Raw genomic sequence first — 20,768 nt, forward strand, 5'->3', positions numbered from 1 at the left:
CAGTTTCCGTGCCCATTCTAACGGGTCGGGCGCCGAACGTGTCGGGTATCCGCGCATGGCCATAATTCACGCAACGCATGCTCACATGGCAAGCGGCAGCACCGCGCGCGTCGTGAAGACCCGCGCCTGTGTGCCGGCCACCACAAGCGCCTGGTCATTGCGCAGCGGCACAAAGCGCGGATCTGCGGCATGTGCACGTACGATGCGTGCGGCCTCGCGCCCCAACGCCAGCCCGTGCACATGCGGCACCACCCGGTATGCACTGAGCGCGAGACCAGGCACGGGCACCGTCGATTCCCCGCTATCGCGGGCCGCTCGTCCATCGGCGCGATGTAGTCAATCGACGGCGCAGCCGCCACGGCGCCGGCGGACTCCCCCAGATACGGCACGCCCTGTGCCACGCGCTCGCGGATGATGCCGGCCGCCCCACTCGACTGCAGGCAGTGCATGAGGTAGAACGTGTTGCCGCCGCACACGTAGAACACGCCAGCGCGGCGTAATTCGTCATGGATGCGCCAACGGCGCGCATCGGTCAGGTCGACCACATGCACGTCCACGCCCAAGGCACGCCACCACCAGTGCATCAGACGGTTCGCCACACCGTAGTCGGCCGCATAGCTCGCGGTTGGGATGAACGCCATGCGCCGGCACCCCAAGTCGGGGATGAGCCGGCGGATGACCGGCGTCATGCCGACGAGCGACGACATGAGGAAGAGCCGGCGCGCACGACCATGCGCATGAGGGTCGGCGCCACCCCAATCGTCTGCGTATGCCATGCCCCACCCCGGTCCGTTGTGCTGATGGGGCACATCCGTTAATGTGCCTGCACACAGTGTATGCCGCACAAGGCGAACCGCACCACCGTACAGGGTGGCATTTGCCCTCACCGCGCAACCCCAGTGTGCCGGGTGCGGGGCGGCGGTACCCTAGTCCACAGCTTTACCCATACGACACATGAGGACACCACCGGCAATGGCATCGCTTACCCCATCTCAGCACACGCACACCGACGACCCCGCGCACGAAACACCCACCGCTGTGGCACAAGATCTTGCGCAGAGCCGCGAATCCGGATTGGCTCAGGCGCCGGAGTGTGAGCACACCCAGCTGACCGGCAGACAGCGATTCGTCGTGGCCGTCACGTTCTTCTCGATGTTCTTCGGCGCCGGCAATCTCATCTTCCCGCCGCTCGTCGGCGCGTTGAGCGGCCACGCGGCGGTGCCCGCACTGGTCGGCTTCACCATCTCGGCGGTCGGCCTGCCAATCCTCGGGGTGATTGTGGTGGCCCGTGCCGGTGGGTTCGCGCATCTTTCGGCGCGCGTCTCCCGCCACTTCTCACTCATCCTCGGCGTGGCGATCATGCTCACGATCGGCCCGCTGTTCGCGATTCCACGCACGGCGTCGACCTCGTTCGAGATGGCGGTCGTGCCGTTTCTGCCCAGTGGCGCGCGCCCATGGGCGCAATTCGCCTATTCCGTGGTGTTCTTCGCCCTCGCGTTTGTGGTGGCCCAGCATCCTGACCGTTTGACCGCCGTGCTCGGCCGGATCATGGGGCCGATCCTGCTGGTCATGATCGCCGCGCTGTTCGTGGCGTGCCTTGTGGTGCCGCACGGTCCGTTCACCGCACCGACCGGCGTCTACAAGCACGACCAGCTCATTCAGGGATTCCTTGACGGCTACCAGACGATGGACCTGATCGCGGCATTGTATTTCGGCATCGTCATCTCGGCGAACATCAAGGAGCTTGGTGTGCGTGACGAATCACGCAACCGGGCGGAGACCGGCATCGGCGGCCTATGGACCGGCGCCATGCTCATCATCGTGTACGGCGTGTTGGGATTCGTGGGCGCCGTGTCCGAGACCTTCCACGCCATCGACCCCACAACCGATACGGGCGCCACCGTGCTGACGAACCTCACGTCACACGCATTCGGCCCCGTCGGTCTCGCCTTCATCGGCATCGTCTTCGTCATCGCATGCTTCAACGTGTGCACCGGCCTCATCTCCACCTGCAGCTCGTACTTCCACACCACGTTCCCCCGTATGGCCGGCCACCGTGTCAGCTACCGCGTATGGAGCCTCGTGTTCACGCTGATCAGCTTGGCCATCGCCAACATCGGCCTGAGCGCCATCATCGCGCTTTCGGTGCCGGTGCTGGAGTTCCTCTACCCCATCGCAATCGTGCTCGTGGCGCTGGCGCTGTTCGGCCGCGTCTTCACGCAACGCTTCCCACGCGCCTATCTGTGGACCGTTCTGGGCGCCGGCATCGCCAGTGGCGCCAACGCCATCCGCGGATTGGCCGCGGTGTTCGGCGCACATCTCGAATGGCTCGACCGCGCGTGCGCGCTGTTGCCCCTGCAGCAGGTGTCACTGGGATGGCTCGCGCCTGCTGCAGTGGGTCTGGTCATCGGCATCGCCATCAGCATCGCCGAACGCCGGCGCGCACTCTGACTCGGCCGGCGCCGGCGTGGCTCAGGCCTCGGATTGGTCGCGAATCCGCGCGTCCAGGGCCTCCACCAGATCGCCATAGCCTTCACTGGCCATCCGGTCGCGTGGCACAAAACGCAGCGACGCCGAATTCATGCAGTACCGCAGACCGCCGCGCTCTCGCGGACCGTCCGAGAACACATGGCCTAGGTGGCTGTTGGAACCCGTCGCGCGCACTTCGAGACGCGGGTGCATCGGCAGGCTGTAGTCTTCGACCTCACGCACCGACGCGCGGTCGATTGGCGCGCTGAACGCCGGCCATCCGCATCCGGAATCGAATTTGTCGGTCGAGAAGAACAACGGCTCGCCACTGACGCGGTCCACATAGATGCCCGGTTCGAACACACGGTCGTATTCGTTGCGGAACGGCGCCTCTGTGGCGGCGTGCTGCGTGACTTCATACTGTTCGGGAGTCAGGCTCCAGATACGTTCGATGTAGCGTTGGCGCTCACGCATATGGTTGATCACATCCACCGGAATATGGCAATAACCACCCAGATTGACGAGTAGATAATCCTGATGCTCGGGCTCCGCAGGTGTGAAGTTGCGCAACTGCTCCACTTCCACAGCCGGTTCGTGGCCGGCACGTTGCGCGAGTTGCGCCAGCGCCTCCTCATACACCACACGTTGTTCGGCGGCGCGCTCACCGGCCGGATACAGGCCGGAACGGTACTGCGCACCGACGTCGTTGCCTTGGCGGTCGACGCTGAACGGGTCGATGATGTCCAGAAACAGCAGCGTCAACGTCCGCAGGCTCACGCGCTCCGGGTCATAGGCAACGCGCACCGTCTCAACGGCACCCGTTGCGCCGGAACACACCTGCCGGTATGTGGGGCTGGGCGTGTTGGATTGCGCGTACCCCACCGTTGTGTCGGTGACGCCGTCGACGTTCTGCATGGCACGTTCGAGCCCCCAGAAACAACCGCCGGCCATATACGCCACGTGCGCTTCGGTGGCAGGCACCGCATCATACGCGGTCATGGCGCTCACGCCTCGTCCGCGTACTTCGCGGGGTCCTGATCAAAGACCTCGGCGCAATGGGGGTTGCAGAAATAGATGGTTTTGCCGTGGAAGACGCGCGTGTCCGCCGCGTGCTCCGGATCGACGACCATGCCGCAGACCGGGTCAATCGCCTCATGTACATCGTTCATGGTGTGTCCTTTCGTTGTGGCGGTGTTGTCCGCCGCCGGCTTGGCGAGCGCCTGCTCGTCGATGGTGACGGGCGCAAGGCGCCCTGTGGTATGTCTAGGCTTAGCACGGGTCGGGTCGAAGGCATGCAGTCGGTTAGCGTTGAGCACAACCGAAAGCGACGAGAACGCCATGGCCGCACCGGCAATCATCGGGCTGAGCAGGATGTGCCACGCTGGATACAGCACGCCCGCGGCCACGGGAATGCCGAGCCCGTTGTATCCCAGCGCGAAGCCGAGGTTTTCCCGGATATTGCGCATGGTGGCGCGAGAGAGGTCCCAGGCGGTCACGACCGCCATAGGCGAACCGTGCATGAGTGTGATGTCGGCGGATTCCATGGCCACATCGGTGCCCGTGCCCATCGCCATACCCACATCAGCACGCACCAGGGCGGGCGCATCATTGATGCCGTCACCCACCATGGCCACCACATGACCTTGGTCCTGCACCATGCGGATCACCTGCTCTTTGGCTTGCGGCACGACATTGGCCACCACGGTGCTCATGCCGACCTGGTGTGCGATGGCTTGGGCGGTTGTGGCGTTGTCACCGGTGAGCATGACCGTCTGTACACCGCGCGCATGCAACGCCGCGATGGCCTCACGCGCATCCGGTTTGACGGTGTCCGCCACGGCGAGCACCGCCACAAGGGAGCCATTGATGGCGGCGAGCACCGGCGTGGCGCCATCCGCGGCGAACCGTTCCATGACCTTGCGTGCGTCATCGACCTGTTGTGCTGGAAGGGCGCCGTCGAGCAATGCAGCGTTGCCCACATACACGGTGTGCCCCTGCACGGTGGCTCGCACACCTTGCCCGGGTACGCTCGTGAATACACTGGCGTCGGGCAGGTCCAGACCCCGGGCGTGGGCGGCTTGCACAACCGCCTGGGCGAGGGGGTGCTCCGAACGGGCCTCCGCCGCGGCGATGAGCGCGAATGTGGCGTCATCGAGTGGTGTACCGGTGCCCTCTGCGCCGTCTGCACCGCGGTATGCCACCGCTTGTGTGAGTGAGGGGTGGCCTGCGGTGATCGTGCCGGTCTTGTCGAAGACGACCACATCCACAGCGGAGGTGCGCTCCAAGGCTTGGGCGTTGCGGTACAGCACGCCGTATTGCGCGCCCTTGCCGGTGGCGATGGTGATCGACAGCGGCGTGGCGAGCCCCAACGCGCATGGGCACGCGATCACCAGCACACAGATCGCGCAGATGATGCCGTATGCGGGCTGCCCAATCGGGCCCCACAGCCGCCATGCCACAAAGGTCCACAGCGCGATCAGCACCACAGCCGGCACGAATACGGCGGCCACCCGGTCCGCGATGCGTTGGATCGGAGCCTTGGACGTCTGCGCCGTTTTGACGAGCGCGATGATCTGCGCGAGCGTGGTGTCGGCGCCCACGCGCGTGGCCCGGTAGCGAATCGCCCCGGTCGTATTGACGGTCGCGCCGATGACCTCGCTCCCCACATGCTTGGTGACCGGCATCGACTCCCCTGTGACCATCGATTCATCCACTGCGGACGTGCCATCGGTCACCACGCCGTCCACGGGTATGCGCTCCCCCGGCCGGATCTCCACAATATCGCCGGCACGCACGTCGTCAGTCGGTACATCCGTCACCGCACCGCCGCGCACCACATGCGCCGTGTCGGGTCGCAGCCCGATGAGCGCGCGGATCGCGGCTCCTGTGCCGGCACGCGCGCGCGTCTCGAGCAGCTGCCCCAGAATCATCAGGGTAATGATCACACCAACGGCCTCGTAGTACGGCTCGCGCGCGCCTTGCGGCACCAGTCCTGGCCACAGCGTGACGACGAGTGAATAGGCGAATGCGGCGATTGTGCCGACCGAAACGAGCGAATTCATCTCAGGTGCCCGGTGCGCCAACGCCATCCAACCGGTGCGGTGCACTGGCCATCCGCAATAGGACATGACCGGCAGCGCCAACGCCAACTGCAACCACGGACTAGTGACCCATGCGGGCAGCGCGCCGTGGAACCAAGCGCCGACTGCGGGAATCATCGGCAGCATCGCCACCAGCAGCAACGGCACCGTGCATACCACGCCGACGATGAGTCTGCGCGTGAGCTCATGCGCCTCATGCGCGCGCTCGTCGTCCTCGGCCTGTTGCGCGGCACGGATCTGCTCCGGCCCCTGCAGCACACTGCCAGCCTGCGCTTGAGTCTGTGGAGCATGCGCTTCGCCGCCCGAACCGGTGACGCGCAGCTCGCCGTGGAGCATGTTCATGCCGCATGCGAACGGGTAGGTGCCTGGAGCGAGCGCCGGCAGTGTGAGCTGCGTGGTGGCGAACGCGGGCAGCGCGCGGTCGATGCCCAAGTCCGGGAACACGACGTGCGACGAACATTCGCCGCTTTCCTGCCGGTCGAAGTCGAGGCGGATGGGGCTGCCCGCAGGCACCTGCACAACCGCCGGCTCATAGCCGCCCTTCACCATGATGCGCGCGGTCTGCACACCGTGGTCCTCCACCGACTGCGCGGCGCGGCGGGGCGCGAAGAAGAACCACACCAGCGCCGCACTGAGCAGCACCGCCACCACGACGATGATGACATTGATCACCGGACACCTCCTGTTGCACCGTGCGCAGGGAGCGCACCGCTTTGCATGCTTCTTCTTGGTACAGCAGCGCGGGCGCGCCCCATATTCCATGTCCGCGTGTTGCCCATGACACACGCGCCGTTGCCGCGCAGCTGAAAACCGCCGGCACACCGCATGCACTGGCTACGCTGGAGCATGGAACCAGCCGAACCATGAAGGAGGCACCACCATGACCACACTGATCACCGGGGCCAGCGGAGGCATCGGCGCACAACTCGCGCTCCTGTGCGCCCAGCATGACGACGAATTGCTGATCACCGGCCGCGACGCCGACAGGCTCGCGGCGGTGAAAGCCAATCTGGAACGCGAATACCACGGCAAGGTCACGGCGATCACGCTGGACCTCGCGCAGCCCGACGCCGCCGAACGCCTGGAACAGTACACCGTGGAACGCCACATGACGATCGACACGCTCATCAACGCCGCTGGATTCGGGGACTGGACCACATTCCTCGGCATGGACGACGACCGCATGCGCGCGATGATGCAGGTGAACATGGTCACGCTCACCGAACTGTGCCATCGGTTCGGGCGCAGGATGCGCACGCGAGGGCATGGGCGCATCCTCAACATCGCGTCGGTCGCCGCGGCACTGCCGGGGCCCTATATGGCCATGTATTACGCGACCAAGGCGTTTGTGCGCTCATTGAGCGTGGCGCTCGCCTACGAGCTGCGCGGCACCGGCGTCACCTGCACCGTGGTGTGCCCAGGCCCGGTCTCCACCGGCTTCGAGCGCGCCGCCAACATGCATGGCAGGAATTTCTTCACGATGGTCAAGCCGTCCACACCGCAGGCGGTCGCACGGTTCGCCTACGCCAAGATGCAGGCCGGCAGCGCACTCGCCTATGCGGGGGCGTTCGCCAAGATGACCGCATTCGGCGTGCGTGGTGTGCCAACGCGCCTTGCCGCGCGGTGCGCCGCGTATATGAATGGCGGCGAGCCGCGCACGTCACGGTAAGGCAACTCCACGTCTCGGATTCATCAACAAGGCCGTACAGCCGCATGATCGCGTGGCTGTACGGCCTTGTTGCGTTGCTCCATGTCTGGAGATTACGAGCGCGAGCGCGTGCGGAACGGCGCCGAAGCCTTGTGCTTCGTGTGCCGCTTGCGGTTCGCGGCGGGGCGGCCCTTGCGGCTCGCATCGCGTGCTTTGAGGCGGCGCTCATGGCGTTTGACCGCCTCATCGCGCTCGTCGCGCACGATGCGCTGCTCCTTGCGTTGGATGCGCTTGGCGCCGTTCTCGTAGTTGCGCTTGCCTTTGCCCTGCTTCTTGTGCTTCTTCGACGCCTTGCCGGACGGTACGCCATCACGGCCCCGTTCGGCGTCATGCTGCGCTGGGTGGTCGTCGCGCACACTGCGTACATCGCCGAGGAACCGCTGCGCGAACTCACGCTGCTCCTCGGTGAACTGCTGCCGCTGGCTGTCGCGGCGGTCCTGCGCACGTTCGGAACGCGAACGCTTGCCGCCCTTCGGGCTGCGTGAGCGCCGCGGTTCACGCTCCGCCCCACGGTCCTCGCCGCGGCGTCCACGGCGGCGATTGCGGGACTTGCCCGGCGCGCCTTGGCGCTCGGCGCGCTTGAGCGGAGGCAGCGTCCAGCCTTCGACGGGCTCCGCAGGCGTGCCTACAAGCTCGAGCACTTGCGGCGAATCAGGCTTGACCTCGAGCGGCTTGACGTCGATGCCCGCCTGATGCAGCAGTTTGCGCGCATAGCGGCGCTGGTCCGGCGTGATCACGGTGATCACGTCGCCGGCCTTGCCGGCCCGCGCCGTACGGCCGGAACGGTGCAGGAACGACTTAGGGTCGTCCGGCGGGTCGACCTGCACCACGAGTTCCACACCACTGACGTCGATGCCACGCGCGGCCACATCAGTGGCCACGAGCACGTTCACCGAACCCGATTCGAAGGCCTGCAGGTTGCGGTCACGCTGGTTCTGGTTGAGGTTGCCGTGGAGCTCGGCCGCCGGAATGCCCTGCTGGGTCAGTGATTTGGCGAGCTTCTGCGCCTGGAACTTCGTGCGCGTGAAGAGGATGCGGCGTCCGGACCCGGAGGCCAGCTTGCGCACGAGGGCGGGCTTGTCGTTGCGCGTGGTGAGGAACACATGGTGGGTCATCAGATCGACCGCGGATGTCACCTCGTCGACGCTGTGCACCTTGGGGTCGTTGAGGAACTCGTCCACGACCTCGTCGACGCCATGGTCGAGCGTCGCGGAGAACAGCATGTGCTGGGCGTCGGGGGAAATCTGCTTGAGGATGCGGCGGATCGGTGGCAGGAAGCCCATGTCCGCCATCTCATCGGCCTCGTCGAGCACCACGACGCGCACATCGTCCAAGGTCAGCGCGCCCTGTTCGATGAGGTCCTCCAAGCGGCCTGGGCAGGCCACCACAATGTCGGCGCCGGCCTTGAGGTCGTTGATCTGTCTGCTGTACCGCACGCCACCGTACACGGTCGTCGTCGTCATGCCATACACATGGGCGAGCGGCGCCACCACATCGTTGATCTGGTTCGCCAATTCGCGCGTGGGGGCCAGGATCAGCCCACGCGGGTGCGGCGTCGCGTCGCTGTGGCGCAGAGCCTTGACGCGGTCGCGCTGCGCTTTGCGCACTGCCGAGCGGAAATCCTCCATCGAAACGCCGTCGTCGTACGTCACGTCGCCCAGACGGGTGACGAGCGGCAATGTGAAGGCGAGGGTCTTGCCCGAGCCGGTGCGGCCTCGGCCGAGCACATCACGTCCGGCAAGCGAATCCGGCAGGGTGTCCTGCTGAATGGGGAAGGCGGTTCGTTTGCCTTCGTCGGCCAGCGCATGCACAAGCGGGCCGGGCACGCCGAGTTCGGCGAACGTCATCTCAGGCTCGTCATAGTCGGCCTGTTCTTCGGAAGTCATCTGTAAATCGGGCACAATGGCCTTTCATAAAAATCGTTGAATAATTCGCGCGATATGCGCAAACTCGTCAACTATATCCGAAGGCCGCTACGAACCACACACCGCGCACAGCGGCGCCTCGGGGCGCATATACGGCGGCGCGCCGCGACATACGCGGATGTCGCGGCGCGCCCGTGAGAGGAAGGGCAGACCGGTCAGCGGTTCTGGTCGCCGTCTTCCTGGATGGGGTGCAATGGTTCGGACGGCTTGCCTTGGTCACGCACGACCGACGAGGTCTTGGGGATTGCGCCTGTCGCGCGCCCGATGGCCTTGAGGCCGTGGTACAGCACGAGCACGGCGATCGAGCCGATCGCGATGCCGTTGAACTGCACGTCGGAAAGCGCGAACTGGAAGTTGGCGATGCCGATGATCATGACGATGGCGGCGGTCATGATGTTGAGCGGCTTGCTGAAGTCGACCTTGTTGTCCACCCAGATCTGCACGCCGATCATGCCGATCATGCCGTAGAGCAGCGTCGTGACGCCGCCGAGCACACCGGCGGGAATCGAGTTGATGACCTCGCCGAACTTGGGGCACAGCGAGAGGATGAGCGCAAAAGCGGCGGCGCACCAATACGCGGCGGTCGAATAGACCTTGGTCGCGGCCATGACGCCGATGTTCTCGCCGTATGTGGTGGTGCCGGAGCCGCCGCCGAAGCCGGCGACGGTAGTGCCGAGGCCGTCGGCGATGAGCGCGGTGCCGATCTGGTTGTCGTAGTCATGGCCAGTCATGGCGGCCACGGACTTGACATGCCCCACGTTTTCAGCGATGAGCACGAGCACGACGGGCAGGAACATCGGCAGCACGGAGAAATCAACCTGCGGCAGGTGGAATTTGGGGAAGCCGATCCACGAGGCGTCGGAGATCGCGGCGAAGTCGACCTGTCCGCGGAAGCACGCGTACGCGTAGCCGATCAGCACGCCGATGAGGATATTGAGGCGCCCCAGCAGGCCTTTGAACAGCACGGCCACGAGCACGACCGCCAACAGCGTGACGAGCGCGGTGTCTGGCGCCGTCTGGAAGTTGGTCCACACCGTGGGCGCCAGGTTGAAGCCGATGATCGCGACGATTGCGCCGTTGACCACAGGCGGCATGATGCGGTCGATCCATATGGCGCCCGCGTATTGCACGGCCACGCCTATCAAGGCCAGAAGCACACCGGTGCACAAGATGCCGAAACTTGCGACGGCGATGCCTTTGCCGGAGCTGTACACGGCCGTGATTGGCGCGATGAAGCCGAAGGAGGACCCGAGGTACGACGGCAGGATGTTCTTGTTGATCAACAGGAACAGGGCCGTAGAGAATGCCGTGAAGAACAGTGTGGTGGATGGGTCGAAATGGGTGAGAATCGGCACGAGGAATGTGGCGCCGAACATGGCTACCACATGCTGCGCGCCGATCTCAATCGTGCGCGGCCAAGTGAGGCGCTCGTTGGGCTCGACGACCTCCCCCGGTCCCAAGGTCTTGCCATTGCCGTGCAGTTTCCAATGGAACATGCCCGCCATCGAAAGGTTGGTCATAAGGTCTCCTTGACTGATCGATACCGACTTGCTCGGTATTGTTCGCGGCGCCACGTGGAGGCAGATGCATGCGCCCTACGGAAAAACGCCATCGTCATTGTAAAGCCCCCACGTCACGAACCGGGCAGGAGCGTCGTTACAAAGCCCGCGATGGCGCCGTCACGCCCGCAGACAACAGTGGAGCCCACATCCCGGGAACGGGATGTGGGCTCCACTGTTGTCTGCGGGCAACCGCTCAACGGCCACCCAATCCACTCACTTCGCGGGGAAGAACACGAGTGCGAGGCCGATGCACAGCGCCACGAGGATGACCGAGGCGATGAGCGAGGCGCCGAAAGGCTTGACGCCCCTCTTCAGCGCTTTGAAGTTGACGTTGATGCCCAGCGCGGCCATGGCCATACCGAGGAAGACCTTCGCCACATCGTTGCCAAGCACGTTGACGAACTCAGCCGTGGAGGGCCATGCCTTGAGCATGAGCGTGCCGATCGCGGCGGTCGCGATGAACCCGAGCATGAACCACGGGAACGCGACCTTGCGCTTGCCGCCGTCGGCGGGGACCTCACCGTGCTTCTTGTCCCACCAGATCGCCACGATGATCGCGACGAAGACGAGCATCAGCACACGCGAAAGCTTCATGATGTTAGCCATGGTGGCCGCATCCACAACACCCTGCTGCGCGGCGAGCCGCTCGTTGGTGAGACCTTCGCCGGCGGCGACGGCGTGCGCGATCTCGTGCAGGGACCCGCCTGCGACGAAGCCTTCCTGGGCCTGCGTGAGGCCGAACAGCGGGAGCACGGCAATCTCGAGGAGCGCAAAGATCGTGCCCATGATTGCGACGATCGCGATGGCGGTGACCTCGTCGTTCTCCTTTTCCTCCTCACGCTTCGGTGAGACCTTGATCGAACCGGAGACGCCCATCACGGCGGCCGCGCCGCAGATGCCGGTGCCACACGCCACAAGGATGGCCATGAGCGGGTCGACCTTCATCAGCCGGCAGATGCCGTAGGTGATCAGCACGGTGACGAGCACGACGCCGGCTGCGAGCGGCAAGCACTTGGCGCCGGTGGTGAACAGCAGCTGCAGGTTCAGCTTGAAACCGAGCAGGATGATGCCCAGACGCAGGAACTTGTTGGCGATCAGGCCTGCGGCGTCCTTGACGCCCGCCTTGCGCTCGGCGTTGTCTTTCGTGTACCACGCGCGGATCGGGAACTGCACGATCATGCCGATGAGCAGCGCGATGATCAACGCGCCCAGAATCTTGAACCCGTTGAACTGCGCGAGCCACATGCCGATTCCGGTGGCGGCCAGGGTGACGATGACAATCAGCAGCATCTGCTTGGTGGCAATGCGTTTGCTCCATTTGATACAAAACTCTTTCACACGCCCTATTTAAATACGCCGCTTGCGCCCCACACAAAAACACCGAGTACGACCCCAAGCCGCCAAAAGAACAGGAAAACATTGGATTCCCAGCATCTGACGGCATTCCCCGCTTTGCCGAAGAGCGAACAAATTTGGCACATTGTGTACTACATATACCTGATTGTTGCCTGTGAGGATTGGCAGACTACTCTCAGCGAACACACGCAACTCCCCCATAATGTCTGCGTATGATGAATATTAATGCACAAGGAAAGGCATCACAATGACTGACAATAACGAAACCAATGAAGAATCCATCAGCATGAACAATGGTCAGGCCAATGGCGGCTCGACATGCGGCGCTTCCTCGGATGGCGACCTCGACTTCCAGGGCCAGGCCGATCACACTGAAGCAAGCGAGCAGGCGGAAACCAAGGACCACAAGTGTGGCTGCGGCAAGTCCGACCCCTCTAACGACTTCCCGAAGTCGCAGGAGCCCAGTGGCGACGGCACCGGCATCAAGGCCGGCGGCGAACAGGCTGAGTAACCAGACCCCACGCGACACACCACACACCATGCGGCCGTGTTGCGGCAACGAATCACCCCCACCAGTGCGATACTGGTGGGGGTGATTCGTTGCCGCAACACGGCGCGCACATAGAGAAAGGCCCCACGATGCCATCCATCCCTTACCGTCTTGTCCGCTTCGACGACGAGCCGTTCGCGATCGACCCGGTCGAATTCGACCGCGGCATCACCGAAATCGCCAGGTACTGGACCGAGATCGACGACGATCTGGCCGATACGGATCCAGACCGTGCCGCACGCATCCGCGAAGACCGCCTCCGCATCGCGAAATTCGACTATGCGCGCACGGGCTATTGGCATGACCCGGAAAGCATCGACGCGATCTGCGACATGCCATACCTGCCCGACGGCGGCTATGACGCCGAAGCCGGCGAATCGCGCGGCCATCTGCTCGACCTGTATCTGCCCCACAGCGCCATGGTGCGCGGTGGCGCCACATTGCCGGTGTTCATCGACATCCATGGCGGAGGCTTCACGTACGGCTACAAAGAACTCAACCGCAATTTCAACATGCATCTGGCGGCGCGGGGATTCGCCGTGTTCTCGTTGAACTACCGGCCCGCACCGCAGACCGACCTGCGCGGCCAGCTCGCGGACGTCCAGAACGCTTTGGCATGGATCCGCGACCATGCCGGCGATTGGCCCATCAGCCCGCACAACATCTTCCTGACCGGCGATTCGGCGGGCGGTGCACTCGCATGGTACACGCTGCTCATCGAGCGCAATCCCGATGCCGCCCAGGCGTTCGGCATCGCATCCCCATCGAGGCTCCCCATCGCCGGCGCCGCGCTCGTCAGCGGCGTGTTCGATCTGACGGAACGACCCGATGCGCCCAGCGCACGCACACAACTGGAACAGACCGTAGGCCGCGAATTCTTCGACGGCCTCGACGGCGCGATGCCGCTCGCCCCATTCGCGGCTGCCGCGCAGACGGCATTGCCGCCACTGTACCTGCTAACGAGCAGCGACGACTTCATCCAAGCGGAGACGCTCGGGCTCGCCACGGCCCTGGCATGCGCCGGACGCGATTTCGAACTCCACGATGTCAAGGTGGCACCGACCGAGACGCTCGGCCACGTGTTCCCCGTATGCATGAGCTGGCTCCCCGAAAGCCAGCGCGCGCTGCAGCAGATCCACGATTTCACCTACCGCAACTGCCGGTGACCCCCGATCCAAGCGCAACACGGCGGGCCGGCGGCGAACATGTCTTCGGCGCCGGCCCCGCCGTGTTGCGCTTGCGCTTGGTTATTTGCTCACATTGAACTTGAACTCGGTGATGTCGCCGTCCTGCATCACGTAGTCCTTGCCTTCGAGGCGCAGCTTGCCCTCTTCTTTGATCTTGGCCATCGAACCGTCGGCCGCCACAAAATCGTCATAGGAGACGACCTCGGCCTTGATGAAGCCCTTTTCGAAGTCGGTGTGGATGACGCCTGCGGCCTGTGGGGCGGTCCAGCCCTTGTGGATCTGCCAGGCGCGCACCTCCTTCTCCCCTGCGGTCAGGAAGGTCTGCAGGCCGAGGATGTCGAAGCCCACGCGTGCGAGCTGGTCGAGGCCCGATTCGCTCAGGCCGGCGTCCTCGAGCATCTCGCGGGCATCGGCTTCGTCGAGCTCGGTGAGTTCCGCCTCGAACTGCGCGTTGAGGAAGATCGCCGGGGCCGGGGCAACCGAATCGGCGAGCTTCTTCTTGAACTCCTCATTGGTCAGTTCGGCGTCGTCCACGTTGAATACGTAGATGAACGGCTTGGCGGTGAGCAGGTGCAGGTCGGCGATGTCGTTCTTGTCGATCTCACCTGCCTGGGCGGCCTGATCGATGGTCCTGCCCGATTCGAGGATTGCCTTGGCTTTCTGCACCGCCTCCACGTAGGATGGCTCGATCTTCTTGCCGCGCAGGTCCTTTTCGAGTTTGGGCAGGGCGTTGTCGATCGTCTGCAGGTCGGCGAGGATGAGCTCGGTGTTGATTGTGTCGATGTCGTCGGCCGGGTCCACATGGCCGTTCACATGCACGATGTCGTCGTCTTCGAACGCGCGCACGACTTCGCAAATCGCGTCGGCCTCGCGGATGTTGGCGAGGAACTTGTTGCCCAGACCTTCGCCTTCGGAGGCACCTTTGACGATGCCGGCGATGTCGACGAACGTGACGGTGGCCGGCACGATCTTCTCGGTGTGCACGAGTTCAGCGAGCACCGGCAGGCGCTTGTCGGGAAGCGGCACCACACCGGTGTTGGGCTCAATCGTGGCAAAGGGGTAATTTTCCGCAAGCACATTGTTGCGGGTCAATGCGTTGAACATGGTGGATTTGCCCACGTTGGGCAATCCGACGATTCCGATAGTAAGAGACATGCGACTCAGCTTAGCGCCGCCGCTCGTCAAGAGGGGCCGGGCGCGAAGCATGCGCCCGGCCCCTGTGCAATACGTATGGTCTCAGCGCTGTTCGATGGCGTCGACGGCCTTGATGACGGCCCCACGGAACGCGCTCTCCTCCAACGAGGCCACGCCCTTGATCGTGGTGCCACCGGGCGAGCACACGGCGTCCTTCATGGCGCCCGGATGTTCGCTTTCGCTCATATAGAGGGCGCCGACACCCTCGATCATCTTCGCCGCCAGACGGTAGGCGGTGGCGCGCTGCAACCCGTATTTGACCCCTGCGTCACCCAAGGCCTCCATGTACATCTCGGTGAAGGCGGGGGCGCATCCGGCGAGGCACATCGCGATGCCCATGTGCGCGGTGTCCACGCGCTCGATCAGCGCGATCGAACCGAAAAGCGCCTCGAAACGGTTGCGCTGTTCGGGAGTGAGCGTGTCGACGTCTTCGGTGACGAGCACACCCTTGCCCACCGCCATCGGCGTGTTGGGGATCGTGCACTGCACATGGATGAGCTCGCTCATCTCGCCGAGCATCCGCTGGAACTTCTCGAGCGTCCACCCCGCCGCGATCGACACGACGAACTTGTTGTCGTCCACCAGCGTCTGCACGACCGGCTTCATCACCGCTTCCACCTGGTACGGCTTAATCGCCACGATGATCACGTCGGCGGCCGCGGCGACCTCGATCGGATCATGGACGGCGCGAGCGCCCATGGCCTTGGTGGTGGCGAGGAGCTTGTCGTAATGCGCCGCGCATGCCACGATCTGGTCGGCGCCGACGGTGCCCGATTCGATGAGGCCGCGTGCAATCGCCTGCCCCATATTGCCAAAGCCGATGAATCCGATGGTCGTTGAATCGGTCATGATATACGTCCTTTGCGTGCGGTTCTCCTTGGGTTGTGGCGCGGGTTCCGCCGTGCCACAACCCATGGTAAGGCACACCGCGTGAACTTTTAGAACATGGCCCGCAAATCGCCGTTCGCGCATGCCTCGTCGAACAGGTGGCGGAACACGACGGCGCCGTGCACGCCGTCGTGTTCGAACTCGTTCGTGACCCACGCATGCGCGTTGCCGATGCGGCTGAGTGTGTCGAGGCTCAATGACGCATCCACATACATGTCGTCGAAATACACGGCGGCGCGCAGCGGCACTTCGTTGCGCGCGAGTTGGCCCTCGTCGTAGATCACACCGAAATGCGTGTCCTGCATCATTGTCTCGACGGCGCCACGGAAGGGCTTGAGCTGCTTCTCCTGCTCGAACATCCACGGGAACACGGCCTCACCGGTCAGCAGCAGCGGGCGCGCGCCGGTGCTGAACCGCGGCATCGTGTCGCGCACGCGCTGGGCGGCCCAGTCAATCGGGCGCTCAAGATCGCCGTTGGCGTAGATGAACTCCTGCAGCGGCCAGTACAGCGGGTGCGACGCCGTGGCCGATTCCACGCCGCGCAGGAACTCGTCGCTGATTGGCGAGCTCGCCGAGGCGCTGCCGTCGCCGGCGGCGAACGCCTCGTCGAGCAGCCAGTGCACGCGTTCGAAGCTCGGTTTCATGCCGAATGACGAACCGAGTGTCTGCAGCCGCTCCACGGTGAGCGGATCGCCGTTCGGCAGCGGCAGCGGGTCGGCAGCCAGACGGTCCGCGAGCACGGCGAGGCGTGCGCGGTCCTGTGGGTAGCGCGCATAGAACTGTTCCGTCTTGCGTTCCATGCGCGGAAAGGTGTGTTCATAGACTTCGGTCGCGTCCGCGGGCACGTGCGGAATGCCGCCTGTCGTGAAACTGGCTGTAAGCGCGTCCGGGAACAGCGAAAGATATGTGAGGGTCAGAAAGCCGCCGTAGCTCTGCCCGAGGCTCACCCATCGGCTGCCCGCGAATTGCGTGCGGCGCAGGTGCTCGAAGTCGCGCACGATCGAGTCGGCGAGGAAGTGCTTGAGATAATGTGCGCCCTCTGCCGCATCCATTGCGCCGATCGTGTTCGAGTCGACGCGCGCGGAACGCCCGGTGCCTCGCTGGTCGGGCAGCACAACGCGGAAGTGCTTGATCGCCTCGGCGATCCAGCCGTCCGACTGCGGACTCAACGGCCGGGGGCCGGCGCCTCCCGGACCACCCTGCAGGAAGATGAGCAGAGGAAGCTCGGCATGGATCTTCTCCGGCGCGTCCACCACGCGGTAGAACAGCGTGGTGCTTGGCCCGTTGAACCCTTGGCCGGGCACATGGCCAGCCCAATCCAGCGGCACGTCGATCGCGTGTTCCTGCACATGCAACCCGGGCAGATAGTATTCGTCAAGCAATCCCATGAATCGGCTCCTGTTCATTCCTGTGTGCGCCGGCTCTGCACGACGCCGGCGCTTCTCATCCCACAGTACTATTGCGTTGCGCCCGGTACGCGCTAGGGTGAGAGGCATGACGAAGCACCCCGCCACTTCCGCGCATATGCCACATGCCGCCACGCTGCTGCAACGCATTCGGCAATGGGACAGCTGGAACCGGCGGTTCGCGGTCGATTGCCTCGTCGCCGCGCTGCTGTGCGGCATCTGGTCGTTGTTCGGCGCCGGTTTCATGGACGCGCAGTACGCGTTTGTGCGTGTGCCGGACCCTTGGATGCCGTTGTGGAACCAAGCGTGGTCCGTGGCGTTGACGCTGCCGTACATCCTGCACCGCATCCGCCCCACCATCGCCGTGCGGTGGTTCCTCGTGACCGTGGTAGCGCAGCTGATCGTCGGCCCCGGCATGCTCATGGCCGATTTCATGGCGGCGGTCATGTTGTATTCCGGACTGGTGTACGGCACGCGCGCGCAGGTGCGCAGGTACCTCGTGACCGCCGCGGTGTTCGACGTGCTCGTCTCGGTGGTGTCCGCCGCCCGGCAGTTCGTGGTGTCGTATGACTGGACGCGGTATGGTGCGCCCACGATGCACCAATTGCTGTGGGGTGATCACCAGTGCCTGAACTACACCGAAGTGGACGGCGGCACAGTGTGTTCCGAGAGCATGGCGTATGGCGGCATCGTCAGCACCTCCCTCACCCTCGCCGTGCTCATCACCATCGTGCTCGTGTTCGCCATCGTGTCCGGCTTCTGGCAGCGTGCACGCCATCAGACGATCACACTGCTCCATGAGCGCAATGCGGCGATCCGCGCGCGCGAACAGGAGGAGCAGCTCATCGCGGCGTCCGCCGAACGGGCGCGCATCGCACGTGACATGCACGACGTGGTGGCGCACACACTATCGATCATCATCATCCAGTCCGACGGCGGCCGCTATGCCGCCGTGCACGACCCGCAGCTCGCCCGTGAGACGATGCTCACGATCCGTCACGAGTCACAGCGCGCGCTTGATGACATGACCCACTTGCTTGGCGTGTTCAACAACGCCCCCACATCCGACTACCACGACATCGACGCACTGATCAACCAGGCACGTTCGGTGAACTCGGCCATGCGGCTGACCCGCACGATCAGCGGCACTCCACAGCCCGACGGACTCTCCCCCGCCGCGAGCGAGGCGCTGTACCATGTGGTGCAGGAGGCGCTCACGAACATCCGCAAATACGCCGGACGCGACGTGCATGTGGAGGTAACCGAGCAGTGGGGCGACGGCGCGCTGTCGATCACGATCGATGACGACGGTCGCGGTGTCTCGGCCTCGCTCGACGGGCACTCGCCCGGCTATGGTCTCATCGGCATGCGCGAGCGCATCGACGCGGTCGGTGGCACGGTGACGAGCGGACCGCGCCTTTCGGGCGGCTTCAAGGTGAGCGCGCGCGTGCCGTTGCTCAATGCAGCATCCGGGCAGGAGGCGGCCCCTGCCTTCGCCGCACCCGCCGCGGCTGTGCAGGACGACGGCTCCGCACCGGCTGCACCCAGCGCTGCCGACCCCGAACCGGCCGCACAACACCGCCCGCTCCCCCTGCGTGTCGCGGACTGGGCGCGCACACTGCGGAGCACGCCGGTCGCGCACGGGCAGCAGGACGCGCACGCCAACTGGATTGTGCGCCTGTCCCATTGGTTCGAACACCATTACGTGCTCACCGACACATTCATCACCTTCGCATTCATCATGCTTTTCTGCGTCATGGGCGCCGACATCACGTCCAGCATGGGTTCCGATCCACCCACGCTCGGCTGGCTCGAGCGCGTCATGACAGTGCTGCTGCTGGCTCCGCTCGCCTTGCGGCGGCGGTTCCCGCAGACCGTGGCGGTCGTGTTCGCCGCCATCTGCTTCGTCCAACTGCTGTTCCTGCCCTCGGTGTACATGGCCAATCTAGCGGCCCCACTCGTCGTCTATACGGCGGCGGTCTACGGCAAGCACGGCAACTGGAAATGGCTCGTACCGCTGTGCACGCTCGACAGCATGGCCTTCGCGTGCAAGGTGCTCGCGTTCAACCGTTGCCACTACACGCTCTTCGGCATGCTGACCGGGGGCGCGCGCACCGAATACTGCGCGGTATCGCTGCGGCTCTCCCCGCTGCAGATCGTCGTGATGATCACCGCCATCACGTTCGTCTGCTGCATGATCGCCATGCTGCTCGGCCTGTGGGCGCGCGTGAACGGATCCAATCCGCAGGTGCTGCAGGCACGCGCCGACGCCTTGCGCGCCGAGCAGGAAAAGGCGCGCATCGCCGCAGCGAACCGCGAACGCGACCGCATCAGCGCCACGATACAGGGTGAGGTGAGCGAGACGCTGCATGCGGTGATCGACCAGACGTCGCAGGAACTCGACGAGATCGACGGGCAGATCGCCGCAGGCGAGACGCCTTCGCCCGAGTCGATCAATGCGGCGTTCGCGGCGATCGGCGCGCAGGGCCGCGCGGCGCTCGCGCGCATGCGGCAATTGCTCAGCGTGCTGCGCGAGACCGGGTCCAGTGACGACCATGCCGACGTGGACGCGCATATGACGATGCCGCTCGCGCCCGTCGCCGCGATGGCGCAGCGGGAAGACGGCGCTGACGACTAGGCGCGCGTTCATGCACGCCGCCGGTTACAGTGGTGGGTATGAGTGACGATTCGAGAATCCGCATTGTGATCGCCGACGATCAGGAACTGGTGCGCGCCGGCTTTACCATGGTGATCAACTCACAGCCCGACATGCAGGTCGTGGGCCAGGCCTCGAACGGCGATGAGGCAATCCGGCTGGCGGAACAGCTCACGCCGGACATCGTGCTGATGGATGTGCGCATGCCGGGCATGGACGGCATCACCGCCACGGAGCACATCACGCGCATGGATAACGGCGGACGCCCGATCCGCGTGATCATCCTGACGACCTTCGACCTCGATGAATACGTGATGGCCGCCATCCACGCCGGAGCTTCCGGATTCCTACTCAAAGACACCGAACCGGAGACCTTGCTGCGTTCAATCCGCACCGTGTACCAAGGCAATGCGATCATCGCGCCGACGGCGACCAAGCGGCTCATCGAGAAGATGCTCGAACCCAACTTCCACATGACCCCGGCCGCTCCGGCACCATCGGCCGACTACACCGATCCGGAACTGGAGACGCTCACCGATCGCGAGCGCGAGGTGCTCGTGGAGATCGCCCACGGATTGTCCAATCAGGAGATCGCCGACAAGCTGTTCATCTCATTGCCCACCGTCAAAACGCACGTAGCGCACATCCTGCAGAAGATCAATGCGCGTGACCGCGTGCAGGCGGTCGTGTTCGCGTATGAGAATCATCTCGTGCAGTAGTGCGCTACGTGCGTGCCTGCCAGGGGCAGACAGTTCCCTGGCAGGCA

At 64.5% G+C, this 20,768-nt stretch carries 15 protein-coding genes; 6 read left to right on the top strand and 9 right to left on the bottom strand.

From position 1 onward, the window contains the following. Positions 1-17 precede the first annotated feature (17 nt). Positions 18-776 carry a Type 1 glutamine amidotransferase-like domain-containing protein gene (locus BPSG_RS08470; protein WP_080699180.1) on the bottom strand — a complete coding sequence of 253 codons (759 nt, stop codon included), beginning with the start codon at positions 774-776 and terminating at the stop codon, positions 18-20. Positions 777-972: 196 nt separating this feature from the next. Between BPSG_RS08470 and brnQ the strand changes: the two genes are divergently transcribed. Continuing rightward, positions 973-2,451, top strand: coding sequence for a branched-chain amino acid transport system II carrier protein (brnQ, locus tag BPSG_RS06000; protein ID WP_080699181.1), 1,479 nt, complete (start codon positions 973-975; stop codon positions 2,449-2,451). A 21-nt stretch (positions 2,452-2,472) separates the two neighbouring features. Here brnQ and msrB read toward each other — a convergent pair whose 3' ends face one another. Beyond that, on the bottom strand, positions 2,473-3,468 hold the full coding sequence (msrB, locus tag BPSG_RS06005; protein WP_033502175.1) for a peptide-methionine (R)-S-oxide reductase MsrB: 996 nt from the start codon (positions 3,466-3,468) through the stop codon (positions 2,473-2,475). A gap of 5 nt (positions 3,469-3,473) precedes the next feature. Beyond that, positions 3,474-6,242, bottom strand: a complete 2,769-nt coding sequence (locus tag BPSG_RS06010; protein ID WP_033502174.1) for a heavy metal translocating P-type ATPase — start codon at positions 6,240-6,242, stop codon at positions 3,474-3,476. Between the two features lie 208 nt (positions 6,243-6,450). Here BPSG_RS06010 and BPSG_RS06015 point away from each other — a divergent pair, with 208 nt between their 5' ends. Beyond that, on the top strand, positions 6,451-7,239 hold the full coding sequence (locus BPSG_RS06015; protein ID WP_026643230.1) for an SDR family NAD(P)-dependent oxidoreductase: 789 nt from the start codon (positions 6,451-6,453) through the stop codon (positions 7,237-7,239). A gap of 92 nt (positions 7,240-7,331) precedes the next feature. Here BPSG_RS06015 and BPSG_RS06020 read toward each other — a convergent pair whose 3' ends face one another. The 3 genes from BPSG_RS06020 to BPSG_RS06030 all read right to left on the bottom strand — a co-directional run bounded on the left by BPSG_RS06020 (position 7,332) and on the right by BPSG_RS06030 (position 12,103). Then, entirely contained in the window at positions 7,332-9,164 is a 1,833-nt protein-coding gene (locus BPSG_RS06020; RefSeq protein WP_033502173.1) for a DEAD/DEAH box helicase, read from the bottom strand. A 194-nt stretch (positions 9,165-9,358) separates the two neighbouring features. Continuing rightward, positions 9,359-10,708 carry a uracil-xanthine permease family protein gene (locus BPSG_RS06025; RefSeq protein WP_080699191.1) on the bottom strand — a complete coding sequence of 450 codons (1,350 nt, stop codon included), beginning with the start codon at positions 10,706-10,708 and terminating at the stop codon, positions 9,359-9,361. Positions 10,709-10,978: 270 nt separating this feature from the next. After that, positions 10,979-12,103, bottom strand: coding sequence for a YeiH family protein (locus BPSG_RS06030; RefSeq protein WP_026643232.1), 1,125 nt, complete (start codon positions 12,101-12,103; stop codon positions 10,979-10,981). Between the two features lie 265 nt (positions 12,104-12,368). Between BPSG_RS06030 and BPSG_RS06035 the strand changes: the two genes are divergently transcribed. Next, positions 12,369-12,632, top strand: a complete 264-nt coding sequence (locus BPSG_RS06035; RefSeq protein WP_033502172.1) for a hypothetical protein — start codon at positions 12,369-12,371, stop codon at positions 12,630-12,632. 128 nt (positions 12,633-12,760) lie between these two features. Then, entirely contained in the window at positions 12,761-13,837 is a 1,077-nt protein-coding gene (locus tag BPSG_RS06040) for an alpha/beta hydrolase (RefSeq protein ID WP_026643234.1), read from the top strand. An 81-nt stretch (positions 13,838-13,918) separates the two neighbouring features. On the opposite strand, the gene ychF is transcribed toward BPSG_RS06040, so the two are convergent. From ychF to BPSG_RS06055, 3 genes are all read right to left on the bottom strand, one after another. After that, positions 13,919-15,013, bottom strand: a complete 1,095-nt coding sequence (gene ychF / locus BPSG_RS06045; protein WP_026643235.1) for a redox-regulated ATPase YchF — start codon at positions 15,011-15,013, stop codon at positions 13,919-13,921. Between the two features lie 81 nt (positions 15,014-15,094). Further along, complete coding sequence (gene proC, locus BPSG_RS06050) at positions 15,095-15,901, bottom strand: pyrroline-5-carboxylate reductase (protein WP_026643236.1); 807 nt, start codon at positions 15,899-15,901, stop codon at positions 15,095-15,097. Between the two features lie 89 nt (positions 15,902-15,990). Next, on the bottom strand, positions 15,991-17,328 hold the full coding sequence (locus tag BPSG_RS06055) for an alpha/beta fold hydrolase (RefSeq protein WP_026643237.1): 1,338 nt from the start codon (positions 17,326-17,328) through the stop codon (positions 15,991-15,993). 106 nt (positions 17,329-17,434) lie between these two features. Here BPSG_RS06055 and BPSG_RS06060 point away from each other — a divergent pair, with 106 nt between their 5' ends. Together BPSG_RS06060 and BPSG_RS06065 are read left to right on the top strand one after the other, a co-directional pair. Then, complete coding sequence (locus BPSG_RS06060) at positions 17,435-19,984, top strand: sensor histidine kinase (protein ID WP_051591937.1); 2,550 nt, start codon at positions 17,435-17,437, stop codon at positions 19,982-19,984. 38 nt (positions 19,985-20,022) lie between these two features. Beyond that, positions 20,023-20,721, top strand: coding sequence for a response regulator (locus BPSG_RS06065; protein WP_026643238.1), 699 nt, complete (start codon positions 20,023-20,025; stop codon positions 20,719-20,721). Positions 20,722-20,768: the final 47 nt, after the last annotated feature.

The organism is Bifidobacterium pseudolongum subsp. globosum (assembly GCF_000741295.1).
Taxonomy (GTDB): Bacteria; Actinomycetota; Actinomycetes; order Actinomycetales; family Bifidobacteriaceae; genus Bifidobacterium; species Bifidobacterium globosum.

Excerpts from the sequence above, each read along its gene's own strand:
- BPSG_RS08470 (WP_080699180.1), bottom strand. The coding sequence starts at position 776 with ATGGCATACGCAGACGATTGGGGTGGCGCCGACCCTCATGCGCATGGT.
- brnQ (WP_080699181.1), top strand. The coding sequence starts at position 973 with ATGGCATCGCTTACCCCATCTCAGCACACGCACACCGACGACCCCGCG.
- msrB (WP_033502175.1), bottom strand. The coding sequence starts at position 3,468 with ATGACCGCGTATGATGCGGTGCCTGCCACCGAAGCGCACGTGGCGTAT.
- BPSG_RS06015 (WP_026643230.1), top strand. The coding sequence starts at position 6,451 with ATGACCACACTGATCACCGGGGCCAGCGGAGGCATCGGCGCACAACTC.
- BPSG_RS06020 (WP_033502173.1), bottom strand. The coding sequence starts at position 9,164 with ATGACTTCCGAAGAACAGGCCGACTATGACGAGCCTGAGATGACGTTC.
- BPSG_RS06025 (WP_080699191.1), bottom strand. The coding sequence starts at position 10,708 with ATGGCGGGCATGTTCCATTGGAAACTGCACGGCAATGGCAAGACCTTG.
- BPSG_RS06035 (WP_033502172.1), top strand. The coding sequence starts at position 12,369 with ATGACTGACAATAACGAAACCAATGAAGAATCCATCAGCATGAACAAT.
- BPSG_RS06040 (WP_026643234.1), top strand. The coding sequence starts at position 12,761 with ATGCCATCCATCCCTTACCGTCTTGTCCGCTTCGACGACGAGCCGTTC.
- ychF (WP_026643235.1), bottom strand. The coding sequence starts at position 15,013 with ATGTCTCTTACTATCGGAATCGTCGGATTGCCCAACGTGGGCAAATCC.
- proC (WP_026643236.1), bottom strand. The coding sequence starts at position 15,901 with ATGACCGATTCAACGACCATCGGATTCATCGGCTTTGGCAATATGGGG.
- BPSG_RS06055 (WP_026643237.1), bottom strand. The coding sequence starts at position 17,328 with ATGGGATTGCTTGACGAATACTATCTGCCCGGGTTGCATGTGCAGGAA.
- BPSG_RS06060 (WP_051591937.1), top strand. The coding sequence starts at position 17,435 with ATGACGAAGCACCCCGCCACTTCCGCGCATATGCCACATGCCGCCACG.
- BPSG_RS06065 (WP_026643238.1), top strand. The coding sequence starts at position 20,023 with ATGAGTGACGATTCGAGAATCCGCATTGTGATCGCCGACGATCAGGAA.